The 12,428-nt window shown below is 45.3% G+C and carries 13 protein-coding genes and 1 riboswitch; of the genes, 2 read left to right on the top strand and 11 right to left on the bottom strand.

The genetic code is table 11. From position 1 onward, the window contains the following. The 5 genes from HEN33_RS15100 to rcnR form a co-directional block, all read right to left on the bottom strand. The coding region (locus HEN33_RS15100; protein ID WP_242460296.1) for a DUF6493 family protein at positions 1-807 on the bottom strand (807 nt) is incomplete at its 3' end. Positions 808-1,074: 267 nt separating this feature from the next. Continuing rightward, the gene (locus HEN33_RS15095) at positions 1,075-1,890 is read right to left on the bottom strand and encodes a glycoside hydrolase family 25 protein (RefSeq protein WP_176263884.1); all 816 of its coding nucleotides are present in this window, start codon (positions 1,888-1,890) and stop codon (positions 1,075-1,077) included. A 64-nt stretch (positions 1,891-1,954) separates the two neighbouring features. Next, entirely contained in the window at positions 1,955-2,755 is an 801-nt protein-coding gene (gene thiD / locus HEN33_RS15090; protein ID WP_176263883.1) for a bifunctional hydroxymethylpyrimidine kinase/phosphomethylpyrimidine kinase, read from the bottom strand. Next, positions 2,752-3,540 (bottom strand): hydroxyethylthiazole kinase, encoded by a 789-nt coding sequence (gene thiM, locus HEN33_RS15085; protein ID WP_176263882.1) that lies wholly within the window; start codon positions 3,538-3,540, stop codon positions 2,752-2,754. The genes thiD and thiM overlap by 4 nt, the downstream gene beginning before the upstream one ends. A gap of 34 nt (positions 3,541-3,574) precedes the next feature. Next, positions 3,575-3,671: riboswitch (TPP riboswitch) on the bottom strand. Positions 3,672-3,762: 91 nt separating this feature from the next. Further along, positions 3,763-4,035, bottom strand: a complete 273-nt coding sequence (gene rcnR / locus HEN33_RS15080; protein WP_000019944.1) for a Ni(II)/Co(II)-binding transcriptional repressor RcnR — start codon at positions 4,033-4,035, stop codon at positions 3,763-3,765. Between the two features lie 120 nt (positions 4,036-4,155). On the opposite strand from rcnR, the gene rcnA reads away from it, so the two are divergent. Together rcnA and rcnB are read left to right on the top strand one after the other, a co-directional pair. Further along, positions 4,156-4,977 carry a nickel/cobalt efflux protein RcnA gene (gene rcnA, locus HEN33_RS15075; protein ID WP_000134589.1) on the top strand — a complete coding sequence of 274 codons (822 nt, stop codon included), beginning with the start codon at positions 4,156-4,158 and terminating at the stop codon, positions 4,975-4,977. Between the two features lie 204 nt (positions 4,978-5,181). Then, complete coding sequence (rcnB, locus tag HEN33_RS15070) at positions 5,182-5,520, top strand: Ni(II)/Co(II) efflux transporter accessory subunit RcnB (RefSeq protein WP_000153074.1); 339 nt, start codon at positions 5,182-5,184, stop codon at positions 5,518-5,520. Between the two features lie 81 nt (positions 5,521-5,601). On the opposite strand, the gene HEN33_RS15065 is transcribed toward rcnB, so the two are convergent. The 6 genes from HEN33_RS15065 to apbC form a co-directional block, all read right to left on the bottom strand. Next, entirely contained in the window at positions 5,602-6,636 is a 1,035-nt protein-coding gene (locus HEN33_RS15065) for a putative fimbrial-like adhesin protein (RefSeq protein WP_176263881.1), read from the bottom strand. A 15-nt stretch (positions 6,637-6,651) separates the two neighbouring features. Beyond that, the gene (locus tag HEN33_RS15060; protein WP_176263880.1) at positions 6,652-9,132 is read right to left on the bottom strand and encodes a fimbrial biogenesis outer membrane usher protein; all 2,481 of its coding nucleotides are present in this window, start codon (positions 9,130-9,132) and stop codon (positions 6,652-6,654) included. A 15-nt stretch (positions 9,133-9,147) separates the two neighbouring features. Continuing rightward, a complete protein-coding gene (locus HEN33_RS15055) occupies positions 9,148-9,822 on the bottom strand; it encodes a fimbria/pilus periplasmic chaperone (RefSeq protein ID WP_000677344.1) in 675 nt (224 codons plus the stop codon). An 80-nt stretch (positions 9,823-9,902) separates the two neighbouring features. Further along, a complete protein-coding gene (locus HEN33_RS15050; RefSeq protein WP_000830468.1) occupies positions 9,903-10,445 on the bottom strand; it encodes a fimbrial protein in 543 nt (180 codons plus the stop codon). A 294-nt stretch (positions 10,446-10,739) separates the two neighbouring features. Then, positions 10,740-11,021 carry a YehE family protein gene (locus tag HEN33_RS15045; RefSeq protein ID WP_001046488.1) on the bottom strand — a complete coding sequence of 94 codons (282 nt, stop codon included), beginning with the start codon at positions 11,019-11,021 and terminating at the stop codon, positions 10,740-10,742. A gap of 262 nt (positions 11,022-11,283) precedes the next feature. Continuing rightward, the gene (apbC, locus tag HEN33_RS15040; protein WP_176263062.1) at positions 11,284-12,393 is read right to left on the bottom strand and encodes an iron-sulfur cluster carrier protein ApbC; all 1,110 of its coding nucleotides are present in this window, start codon (positions 12,391-12,393) and stop codon (positions 11,284-11,286) included. Positions 12,394-12,428: the final 35 nt, after the last annotated feature.

The raw sequence follows: 12,428 nt of genomic DNA, 5'->3' as shown, positions 1-12,428 counted from the left end.
GGAAATAGGTTTATTTTGCGGGCAATGAAATACTGAAAATAACTCATTTTGTAGTTGCAAACATTCATTTTCAGCAGGTTCCAGAGCAGTCAACAAGTCCACATACCAGTTAGTTTGATTTTTATTGAATCCGCGATTGACAGCAAGAAGGCTTTCTTTTAAAACCCGCATTCTGTCTAACCTTTTTTCTTGAGTGTATTTTTTGAACAAGTATATCCATCTATGTTCATCGGCGTCTTCTGGTTTCTCTTGTGTATGATGCCAACTTTCAGCCCATGATATATTACAAGGGTAATTAAATATTTCCCAGAGATGAACATCTAAAGTGAATGAGTGCTTCTGTAGCATTTTACTATGTATTATTTTTTTTACGATAAGCATTGGCGACACATTAGATAGATAACCTGCCGCAATCCAGTCACTAATTTGTTCGTAATTAAAAGGACAACCATCTTTATCTGCGAAGATATTGACATAATCGGTAAACCAGTCAGGAGAAAATAACCCCAGAGCTATATCCAGATAATTATTATTCTTAAACATGACAGATTTTATGTTTTTACAATCTTTTTTATTGTAACAGCATAATATTGCTACACCTAACATTTTGAACTGATTTTCACTACCAATAACTCTCCATCTATTCCGTGATATCTCCTTGTGACCGGTTAATCTTTTCACATCTTTCTTGATTAATGGAGCTAACTCTTTTCGAGACTGTTCATTCAGTACTTTTAATAAAGCTATTAATTGCTCCGAATTTCCCGATTCAATAATATTACTGTATTTTTCTTTAAAATCGATCATTTCCCATATCCTTGCGCTGTAAATTCATTCGGGTAATTCATTGATTTTTTATAATTAATGAGAAGGTCTTTTTCACCAGCCAGTGTGATGCAATTCTCCCGCATTTGTTTTTGGAATTTTCGTACTGCTGGAGCCCTGTTGTGGTTATCAAGATATTCTATGAATCTATTAACCGGTATCATTGGCGAGCCTCATCCATGAAGTTTTCCCAATGATACCGGGTTGAACACCTGTTTTATCAGCCCCCGAAATTCTGATTTTTGATGTTTACTTCGTGAATGTGCTTCCCACGAATCCCTGCAACTCCTCAGCCGTGCCATTAAACACATTAAAATCCACCGGACCATTAATGCCATCTACCTGGCCACGGTCGGAATGCTGCCAGAAACGCCATGCCTTGCCGTCATTGTCCGGACGACGTTGATAGTAGTGCGCAACCCACCACGGATACTCATTGAAATACCCCGCCAAATTCGTGTGATAAAACGTCGCGCCTGCATAAATAATCGGCTTTTTTCCTGTGCTTTTTTCAACCATTTTTAACCACTGACTTACCCGCTTGCGTAATTCTTTTGCCGATAATTTTCCTCGCTCTTCTACGTCCAGCACGGCAGGGAGATCGCCGTGGGCAAAATCCACCGTTTGCAGAAATAATCGCGCCTGAACTGAAGCGGATACCGACGGGGAAAAATAATGATACGCCCCACGTAACAGGCCATTTTCGCGGCTTAGTTGCCAGTTACGCGAAAAATACGGATCCACCAGCTTTTCGCCTTCCGTCGCCTTGATAAAGGCAAATTGCAAGCGAATACCGTTATCGCGCATTTTAGCCACCCGCTGCCAGTCGATCCGCTCCTGCCAGCGCGAAACATCTATTCCGTGAATGGTATAACTGGCATGAATGCGAATAGCAAAAGATTTGACCGGGCGATAACCGTAGAAGTGGATGTAGTCTTTAATCTGAATTGCTGTCGAATAGAAAAAATTCACCGTCTGACGCGGATAAATTGCAACGATGGAAATTAGCCCAAGAGCGCATAATAAAGCGGTGAATTTTTTTCGACTGGTGATTCTCAGCTGCATTGGTTTCATCCCTGAATGTCAGCGCCAAATACTGACAATAACCAAAGCAGCTATAGTAAGGTGCTCACCACCACGCGTGGAAGTGGTGAACCGGACCAATTCCGTGCCCCACTTCCAGCGTGTCGGCCTGCGCTAACGCGGCAGAAAGCCAGCTTTTTGCCTCCTGTACGGTGTCAGCCCAGTTTGTATGGCGCGGGCGTAGTGCAGCCAACGCCGCAGAGAGCGTACAACCAGTGCCGTGGGTGTTTTTGGTCATAATGCGCGGTGCAGTAAACCGTTGTTCCCCCTCTCGGGTAAACAGCCAGTCCGGGCTTTGCTCATCATCCAGATGACCGCCTTTCATCAGCACTGCGCCACAGCCCATCGCTAACAGCGCTCGTCCTTGTTCCAGCATTTCCTGTTCGGTGCGCGCGTGTGGCACGTCGAGCAAGGCAGCTGCTTCGGGCAAGTTTGGCGTTATTAATGAAACCTGTGGCAATAATCGACTGCGCAGCGTGGCAACCGCCGAAGGTGAAAGCAGAGGGTCGCCGCTTTTTGCCAGCATAACGGTGTCGAGTACCACGTTTTGGATCTGATAACGTTGCAACCGTTCTGCCACCGCTTCAACAATATCGGTTTCCGCCAACATACCGATTTTAGTGGTGTCGATTCGCACATCAGTGAACACCGAATCCAACTGCGCGGCGACAAAATCAGGATCTATGCGATACACCGATTGCACGCCTCGGGTGTTTTGCGCTACCAGGGCGGTTATTACTGAACAACCATAAGCACCAAGTGCCGAGAACGTTTTGAGATCTGCCTGAATTCCTGCGCCACCACTGGGATCAGTGCCTGCAATTGTCAGAGCGTTAATCCGTTTCATGCCTGCACCTCCTGCGTCAATTGCCAGAGCGCATCAAGAAAATGGGGAACAAAACTGCCTGGCCCCTCGCTACTGGCGACTGCGCGTTTTCCGGCTTGTTTCATCCAGTGACAGGCAGATGCGATATTTTCCAGCATATCGCCTGGTAATGCACAACAGGCAGCGACAACTGCCGATAATGCACAGCCAGTTCCTACCACTTTGGTCATTAACGGATTGCCGCCGTGAATGCCAACGGTGCGACGACCATCGGTAATATAATCCACCTCGCCAGTGACCACGACGATTGCGCCAGTTTCCCGTGCCAGTGTTTGTGCAGCGGGTATCGCATTAGCTGCGGCGACAGTGGTATCCACTCCCCGTCCACCATTAGCAACGCCAGCTAATGCCATGATTTCCGAAGCATTACCACGTATGGCGGTTGGCTTATGAGACAGAAGTTCCAGACAAAAACGGCGGCGATAGTCGAGTGCACCAACCGCAACCGGATCAAGCGTCCAGGGTGTTTGAGAGCTTTTTGCTTGCTCAACGGCGGCACGCATCGCCTGTGCGCGTAGCTGCGTCAGTGTGCCAACGTTAATCAGCAAGGCACTGGCGATAGCCGCAAACTGACTGGCCTCTTCGGTTTCGATAACCATCGCTGGCGATGCACCGAGCGCCAGCAAGGTATTGGCAGTAAAGGTTTGCACCACATCATTGGTCATGCAATGCACAAGAGGAGAGTGTTGGTAAAAGAGGTTTAACGCGTGCGCTGATTGCGCGGAACTCAGCAGGTCGACTTGCATAGTTTGCTCCTGCCATAACGTGAAGAAGCAATGACCTGGTGGTCTGTGACTTCCCTACGCTGGCATTATCCAGATCAGGTGATACGGGTATTTCTCAGCCTTCACGCAGAAGGGCACCCCGAGTCGTTTGGTTGCGATGATGAATCGCAGAGATGGATGGTAATGTCCCGCGCACACGTTGTAAACGAGGAAAAACGGCGTGATTACAATAACGTTGTGAAATTATTTGATATATGAATCCAACACCTTCAGAACGACATCCAGATCTTCTTCACGTTTTAGCTCATCCCCCTGGTGAACGATGTGTTCCGTCAGATGCCCCTTAATCACTTCGCGCATCAGGCCGTTTACCGCGCCACGGATAGCAGCAATCTGTTGTAGAACAGCTGCGCATTCGTGCGGCTCGTCGAGCATTTTCTTGAGCGCCACGACCTGACCCTGAATCTTACTGGCACGCGCTTTCAGTTTCTGTTTATCACGGATTGTATGAGACATGGCAACACCTGGTTAACAAGAACATGAAAAATCATAGCACTATTATTCTACTGGGGGGTAGTATCAGGTACTGGGGGGGAGTAGAATCGGATTGCCGAATTAATACTAAGAATTATTATCATGACCGAATTTACCACTCTTCTTCAGCAAGGAAATGCCTGGTTCTTCATCCCCAGCGCCATCTTACTTGGTGCGCTTCATGGCCTGGAACCAGGGCACTCAAAAACGATGATGGCAGCGTTTATCATCGCCATCAAAGGCACCATTAAACAGGCGGTGATGCTCGGACTGGCAGCAACCATTTCGCATACCGCGGTGGTCTGGTTGATTGCCTTTGGCGGGATGGTGATCAGCAAACGTTTTACTGCTCAATCTGCAGAACCGTGGCTCCAGTTGATTTCCGCGGTGATCATTATTGGCACCGCGTTCTGGATGTTCTGGCGTACCTGGCGCGGCGAACGCAACTGGCTGGAGAATATGCACGGGCATGATCATGAGTATCATCACGATCACGAAGATCACCACGACCATGGACATCATCACCATCACGAACATGGGGAGTATCAGGATGCTCATGCACGAGCCCATGCCAATGACATCAAACGACGCTTCAATGGCAGAGAAGTGACCAACTGGCAAATTTTATTGTTTGGGTTAACAGGTGGACTGATCCCCTGCCCGGCAGCAATTACCGTGCTGTTGATTTGTATTCAGTTGAAAGCCCTGACACTAGGCGCAACACTGGTCGTCAGTTTCAGCATTGGCCTGGCGTTAACGCTAGTCACCGTAGGCGTTGGCGCAGCAATCAGCGTTCAGCAGGTCGCAAAACGCTGGAGCGGATTTAACACTCTCGCTAAACGTGCCCCCTATTTTTCCAGTCTGTTGATTGGCTTAGTTGGGGTGTATATGGGCGTGCATGGCTTTATGGGCATTATGCGATAGGCTGCATGTTATCTTCAGCCCAGGATGATTCTTAAATCAGCTATTTCCGCTGGCTCTCTGCTCGCTAAGGATGCTTTTAGGGCATCCTTTCATTTACACTTTTTACGAAATCATGGGATCACTAACAAAATATCGCTTGTCAGTTATATTGTATGGCAGGAAAGATATGCGACTGATATTACAGATCCCCAAAGTGGAGAGTTTATGACCATTAAAAATAAGATGTTGCTGGGTGTGCTTTTGCTGGTTACCAGTGCCGCCTGGGCCGCACCAGCCACCGCGGGTTCGACCAATACCTCGGGAATTTCTAAGTATGAGTTAAGCAGTTTCATTGCTGACTTTAAGCATTTCAAACCAGGCGATACCGTCCCAGAGATGTACCGCACCGATGAGTACAACATTAAGCAGTGGCAGTTACGTAACCTGCCCGCGCCTGATGCCGGGACGCACTGGACCTATATGGGTGGCGCGTACGTGTTGATCAGCGACACCGACGGTAAAATCATTAAAGCCTACGATGGTGAGATTTTTTATCATCGCTAAAAAAAGCCCCCTCATCATGAGGGGGAAATGCAGACACCTTGTTATTTTTTATTATTAGCCACTTGCTCGTCTTGCTTGTTATTAGTCGTATTTCACGTTGATTAATGCGGTTGCCTCCAGTGCGCCAGATTTAATTTTATTTGTATCGTAGACGTAGTAACTGGCAGTTATCGGAATTGAAACCGTTGTATCTGTAAGTTTTGACTTTGCCGCAATTTCTTTTAAATTTGTGTATTCTTTACTGCTGTTAGTGATATTTAAAAGTGTGACTGGAGAACCATTACTTTCAAGAATAAATCCTACGCCATTATCTTCCGCACCTTTCAGTATTGTGTTGCTGTTGGTTAACAAGTCAGAACTTGATAAATACACCTGCATTTTCCGTGATGTTTGATTTTGTTGACCTAATAAGTTTTTACAACGCAGAACAATATCCCCTTTGTTACTATTTATTGTTGCTTTGTTACCTATGGCTGGTAATTGTGAAACGGGAATACTCTCTAAAGTAATTAATAAATCGTCCGGTTTGCAGGTTGTGGTTATCGGGTTGTATGACAATGTCAGATTAAAGAAATAGACACCTGCATTTTGTGCCAATGCATTTCTGTAGCTATTTACACATGCATCCCATGACTTGCCACCGAATAAACACAGTAAAAATTGTACTGCAGCACTCCCGCGTGTCGATGATGAAGCACTGGATAATGTCGCAACACCATTAATCATCACTGAACCGCCGCCCCCCGCAGAAACATTCACTTTTGCATTACTGGCCGCAGGTGTCACCGTTACCGAATAACCATTGGTGAAACTGGTCTGATTATTTGACAACGTGATGTTGTTTTTATTGGTCCATTCAAAATGTAAATTTAATTTAATGGTATCGTTATAAAGTCCAACAATAACATCCGACGGGCTCATAGGGGTGATAGTATTTGTACTCACACATGATGAATCGTTGAAATTATGCTCATATGTCGCCGTTTGTGTTTGAGTAAGTGCAAAATCCCCCTGAACAGCAAAATTATGCTGGGCAGATAACTCTCCATAACATGCTGCATAACTCACAGGCATTACCATCATAATTAATATAAATAACATTATGCGAATTTTCATAGAGCCACCCGATTATTACTGGCAAATATAATTTCTACTTTCATCAATCTCTTTACCGAAGGTGATTGTGCATGAGAGCCCTTGTTGTTTATCAATTGCCACATTAACCGATGGCGGTACATCATTAGTGCGAATAAATAACTGGCTTCCCTGACCGACAACACCAATATTGTGACCGTGGATATCATTGACTTCATAACCAAACGTTAATGGTTGCCCATCCGCTCTTAACGCTTTTATAAACCAGGGCTTGCGCTGATCGGTATCAAAATTAACCAGTACGACCGCGCCGCGATAAGGTGCGGCAATTTTCCGGTTACCACGTAATTCTGTTTCACTATCGCTTTGCGACACATCCAGCATCAGGTGATTTTCCCGATAAGGTGTCATTCCGTCGTATACCACCACTCCATTATGATTTGTTGTACGATATTTTTGCCCATTGACATAAGCATCTTTAATTCCAGGTGCGTTCATTACAGCAAACGTTTCGGAAAGACGGTTCGCCAGATTAACGCCACCCGACCAGGCGACAATGCCCCCTGAAAGACTGGCTCCAGCCTGTCGATAAGTACTCGACTGACTATAACTGCCATTCACCGTTGCCACCGGCGCGTTCCAGGTTAAATTCGCTCCAGCTGTCGTTTCATTTCCCTGATGCTGATGACTCAGGTTGACCCCATAGTTAAATTGATCCCGGCTTCCAACGGTTCCCGATAATCCCGTATTATTTGAGGCAAAACCCTGATCATCAAACGTCGTTGAGTTAGACATATATATTTGCCGACGAGGCGTCGTAACGTCATCACCCCAATCAAAGGGAATCGATATAAAAATATTAAAACGTTTCTCTTCATGATGATTCTCGTCATAAGCCTGGCTTGCCGCGAGGGTATAGCTTATCCGTCGCAGGTTGTTGGAATAACTCAACTGATAATCCTTACTGCTGCCGCTACGCCCCCAGTAATCTCGCCATAACGTACTTAAGGACACAGAACCCCAGCCTTCTGGCAATGACTGGCTCATATTGGCAGAAAAGCTATTTTTACGGCCAAAATCGTTCTGGTAATAATCGGCAATGTCATAGATATCGTTTTCATCACGGCGATAATTATCTTTATTGTTTGCCCAAACGTGATCGTTAAATGTCCGGTAATCACGCGACGAATAACGCCAGGCCGCCAGACCAAAACGCGTCGACGTTTGGCTCACAAATTTGTTGTAGGCAATTTGATAACTTTGCCCGTCAAACACATCGCCGTTGTCTTGTTTACTATGCGACTTCGTGGCATCGACGGAAATGGCACCAATGCGTGTATTCCAGCCAGTCCCCAAAGTGAACGCGTAATAATTATTCGCGACCATCGATCCGCCATACAGCGTCAATAAGTTATTAAAACCATACTGATAACCCGCCAGAACAAAATCACTTTGTTTGCTCGCCCCTTCAATATGGCTACGACCTGCCGCAAAATCATATTTCGACACGCCGGGTTGCAGCATATTCGGCACTGCTGCATAAGGCACCAGATAGGTGGTTACCGAACCGTCCGCCTCTTTCACGCTGACATCAAGATCTGCTCCACCACCGGCCAACTGCAAATCTGTAATCGCAAACGGGCCAGGAGGAACCTCTTTCTGATAAACCACAAAACCGTTCTGTTCAATCGTTACCAGCGCGTTACTCTGAGCAATCCCCTGCACCCGTGGAGTAAAATTTTGTTTCGAGTTAGGCAACATCTGCATATCACGAAACAACCGCACACCGCTGAAGCGAACAGAATCAAAAATATCGCTTGATGTGTACATATCACCCACGCGAAGCGTGCCGAGAAGTTGGGCAAATCCACGTTCCAGATACAGGGTGTTGCTTTTCCACACCCCTGGATTGCTATTTGTTTTACTTAAACTGGCATCAGAATGCAGTTGCCACCCCAGTAAGTTTAACCCGCTGTTAAAACGTACATATGTACTCTTGCTATTACCCGACGCTTTATAGTCGCTGTAATACTGACTCACATAATAAGAGGTATAAAACGCATTAATACCCCGCTCCCAGTTTTCCGGTGGAACATAGCCACTTTCCAGTTCTTCCACCCACGCCTGCGGTACACTGAAATCGAGACGAAAAACTCCGATATCCCAGGTATAGCTCCCACCGTGAACAAGTTGCTCAAATGTTAAACATTGCTTACCGCTGGCAAAGTTATCGGTATTAATACCCAATCGCTTTATAATTTCCCTTTCCAGGCATGTTTCTTCGTGATTATCTTTAACGATAACCTCGTATTTCCCTCGCCATTGCTTATTGACATAAATATCGATTTCATACTGCCCTGGCAAGGGTTGATTATCATCAAGACGAATATTTGCAACCTGCTGGTCTTTCATTCCACCTATCATAAAATGAGTATCAAAAGTTTCTTCAGCTGCATAAGCTTCAATGCCAAGCAATAACGCTACGATTGCTGATGCAAGTGGGGTCATTCTCAACATAGGTAGCTCCTGCAATTAAATTTTGTCACTAATATAGTTGCCATGGTCATCGATAATGGTCAGATGCCAGCTATTCGCATTATTAGTTTTGACATTAACACTCTGACTTTCCAATGGTGCAATCATGATAGTTTCATAATTGACTTTAACATTATTAGCTTTGACATCCGAAATCGTTACCCAATTTGCTGAGTCATTTTTTATCACCAATCCATTGCCACTGCGATTTACCAGTAACTTTTTAAATGTCGCTTTATTTACCGGTGCAATACCCGCAGGCCGGTAAAACAATTTGATTCTGTTTTGCATTGCAAATTTCAGTGCATTCTTGCCCTCTTGCTCTGGACTATTTGGTGGAATATCCAGAACATTCAGATAAAAAATGCTCTCTTTATTAGTGGGCAGTTTATTCGACATAATTTTGATTTTTACTTGCTGCCCGGAATTTGCCCCTATTTTTGCCACTGGTGGCGTTAACATGAAAGGAACCTGAATTTTTTCTGGTGGTAACGACGTATCGCCATCATCAATCCACGCCTGCAGCAGCGAAGAACGGTTTCCCTGGTTCATCAACTGCACCATCACTTCTTTATTTTCTGCCGGGTAAATAATGCGCGTCCCGTAGATAACAATTCCGGCATGCGCAGGAAGGACCATAGAAGAAATAAGTAAAGCTAATAATCCTTTCATCTTAATGCCTCTTAAATTAAAAGGCCGCCATGGGGATAGCGGCCATGTTTATTACCTGGAGAAAATTGAAATTTTATTTATTAATCCTGCGCCACACGCATAACCAGAGAAGATAACACATCACCTGATTGCACTGAGTTATCTGTCAGTTTCAGATATTTCGCTTTAAACGGAATGGCATATTGACCTTCCGCTGTTTTATAACTTTCAATGTTAAAAGGTGCAGAAACATCCAGGACATCGCTGTTATCACCTAAATAGAGATAGTACCCCACGGTATCGTTGCTACTGGCTATCGCCTTATCGTTTCCGGTTATTTTATCGTTGGTAATCAACGAGAGTTTTACACCAGCAACTTCTTTCGGACAGCTAATTTTTAACATGCTGCTGGTTACACCGACTGCATCATCATAGGTCGAGTATTTAGCTTTACCTTCAAAGACAGTGGTTGGTACAGTTGGCATATTAATACTTACTGAATCGCCACCCGCTTCGAATTTACACGGAGATTCTGCAATATTCCCTTTAATGGTTAATGTTCCGGTATCAACGTCTGCGGCAAATACCCCAGCGCTCATAAAAAAAGAAGAAAAGACAGCGGCAGCAATAATTGAACGTTTCATAATATGTTCCTTAATAAAATTTATTTTTTGGTTGTTAAGAGTCTGTATCTCTTGGAAACAAATTTCTCACATCAAAAAAGTTGCCGCAATGTAAACATATTGTTTTATTGATTTAAAACAAATTAACTATTGCAATATAAATACAACAAATACTTAAGTATATTAAATATTTATCACATCTATTAATTAATGCAGATTTTTTTAAATGGTATTATTAATATCAATAAAAAAGCTGAAATCATTCACACGAATGATTTCAGCTTTCTAAATCCGCTTAAAAACCAGGGTGGCAAATTAATCGTAGCGATTTAACACGATTCGACGTTTGCTATCGCTACCTGCAACAACCACTTCTGTCGTCACACCTTTGACTGGCGAAGAAACCTGATGACGGGTATCAACATCATACGTTAACTGACCACAATGCTGTTGAGGTTGACCATTAACCATAGCCATACTGCATGTTGGGGGACTGATCCTGCCATTAATCGTTAATGTGGCAGTCTGTGAAGAGAACGCGGGAGAAGCCATTCCATAGGCAAGAAAAATAATTCCTGACAGCCAGTACTTATTCATTGAACGTTATCCCTGTAGTAAAGGTTATGCCTGGATAGAATGAGTGCATAACAAACTATAGCTGTACATCCACTACACAGCCACGAAGGATGATAATGATGCATTGCCTGTACGATCAATCGACTTTATAGAGTTTCGGACGAAGGTCCGCAGAATATTCGCAGCATTAAATAAGTGTTCATTAATGCGGCAAAAACAAATACACCGCATCAATGTAACATCTCTGCGGTGTATGAAAAACAACCAAAAAGGTTAATACGCGTCAGACCGCGCGGAAGGAAATCTCGCCAGGAATGACTTCTCCCTGCCAATAAAGCTGGGCTGCAACGCGGTCAGCCAGCTGGCGGTAGATAGCAGTAAATTCGCTCTCCGGACGGCTGATAACCGTTGGCGTGCCTTTATCGAGATCTTCACGTAAGGAGATGTGTAACGGCATCTGCCCCAGCAACTGCGTGTGGTATTTCTCGGCCAGTTTCTCTGCACCACCGGTACCGAAAATCGGTTCATGGTGACCACAGTTACTGCAAATATGCACACTCATGTTCTCGACAATACCGAGCACCGGAACCTCGACTTTCTCGAACATCACAATGCCTTTTTTCGCATCGATCAACGCAATGTCCTGCGGGGTGGTGACCACTACCGCGCCAGTTACTGGAATGTTTTGTGCCAGTGTCAATTGAATGTCACCGGTGCCTGGCGGCATATCAAGCACCAGATAGTCGAGATCCGGCCACAAGGTTTCCTGCAACATCTGCATTAACGCCTTGCTCGCCATCGGACCACGCCACACCATCGCATTGTCGTCAGTGACCAGATAACCAATTGAATTGGTTGCCAGTCCATGAGACATAATCGGTGCCATATGGGTACCGTCCGGCGAAGTTGGACGCTGATTTTCTGCGCCCAGCATGGTGGGTATTGATGGGCCGTAGATATCGGCGTCCAGAATGCCGACTTTCGCCCCTTCCGCCGCCAGTGCCAGCGCCAGATTTACCGCCGTGGAGGATTTACCCACGCCGCCTTTACCGGAGCTGACCGCAATGATGTTCTTCACGCCGTTAATTCCCGGCTGATTCTTCACGCGTTTTAAGGTGGCGATATTGTGAGACAGTTTCCAGTCGATAGCTTTCGCCCCGGTGATGCGCAGCAGTTCGGCGCTACATTGCTCTTTTAACTCTTCGAACGCGCTATGCCAGACGAATGGCATAACCAGTTCCACATGCAACGTGTCGTCCATCCAGGCGACATGTTGCAACGCTTTCAGCGTGGTGAGGTTATGCTTCAGGGTTGGGTGCTGAAAATTGGCCAGTGTCCCGGCGACCATTGCGCGCAAGGCTTCTGGTGATTTGGCCTGGGATTGTTCGTTCATCCCGACTCCTTTTTTGTATAGATAAACCATCAGCT

The sequence above is a fragment of the Escherichia sp. 94.0001 genome (assembly GCF_013369155.2).
Taxonomy (GTDB): Bacteria; Pseudomonadota; Gammaproteobacteria; order Enterobacterales; family Enterobacteriaceae; genus Escherichia; species Escherichia coli_F.
The sequence above is the reverse complement of the archived record's forward strand: the minus strand, read 5'-3'. Positions and strand labels throughout refer to the sequence as shown.

What these genes read in the sequence shown, in the direction of transcription:
- HEN33_RS15095 (WP_176263884.1), bottom strand. Translation starts at nt 1,890, where the DNA reads ATGCAGCTGAGAATCACCAGTCGAAAAAAATTCACCGCTTTATTATGC.
- thiD (WP_176263883.1), bottom strand. Translation starts at nt 2,755, where the DNA reads ATGAAACGGATTAACGCTCTGACAATTGCAGGCACTGATCCCAGTGGT.
- thiM (WP_176263882.1), bottom strand. Translation starts at nt 3,540, where the DNA reads ATGCAAGTCGACCTGCTGAGTTCCGCGCAATCAGCGCACGCGTTAAAC.
- rcnR (WP_000019944.1), bottom strand. Translation starts at nt 4,035, where the DNA reads ATGTCTCATACAATCCGTGATAAACAGAAACTGAAAGCGCGTGCCAGT.
- rcnA (WP_000134589.1), top strand. Translation starts at nt 4,156, where the DNA reads ATGACCGAATTTACCACTCTTCTTCAGCAAGGAAATGCCTGGTTCTTC.
- rcnB (WP_000153074.1), top strand. Translation starts at nt 5,182, where the DNA reads ATGACCATTAAAAATAAGATGTTGCTGGGTGTGCTTTTGCTGGTTACC.
- HEN33_RS15065 (WP_176263881.1), bottom strand. Translation starts at nt 6,636, where the DNA reads ATGAAAATTCGCATAATGTTATTTATATTAATTATGATGGTAATGCCT.
- HEN33_RS15060 (WP_176263880.1), bottom strand. Translation starts at nt 9,132, where the DNA reads ATGTTGAGAATGACCCCACTTGCATCAGCAATCGTAGCGTTATTGCTT.
- HEN33_RS15055 (WP_000677344.1), bottom strand. Translation starts at nt 9,822, where the DNA reads ATGAAAGGATTATTAGCTTTACTTATTTCTTCTATGGTCCTTCCTGCG.
- HEN33_RS15050 (WP_000830468.1), bottom strand. Translation starts at nt 10,445, where the DNA reads ATGAAACGTTCAATTATTGCTGCCGCTGTCTTTTCTTCTTTTTTTATG.
- HEN33_RS15045 (WP_001046488.1), bottom strand. Translation starts at nt 11,021, where the DNA reads ATGAATAAGTACTGGCTGTCAGGAATTATTTTTCTTGCCTATGGAATG.
- apbC (WP_176263062.1), bottom strand. Translation starts at nt 12,393, where the DNA reads ATGAACGAACAATCCCAGGCCAAATCACCAGAAGCCTTGCGCGCAATG.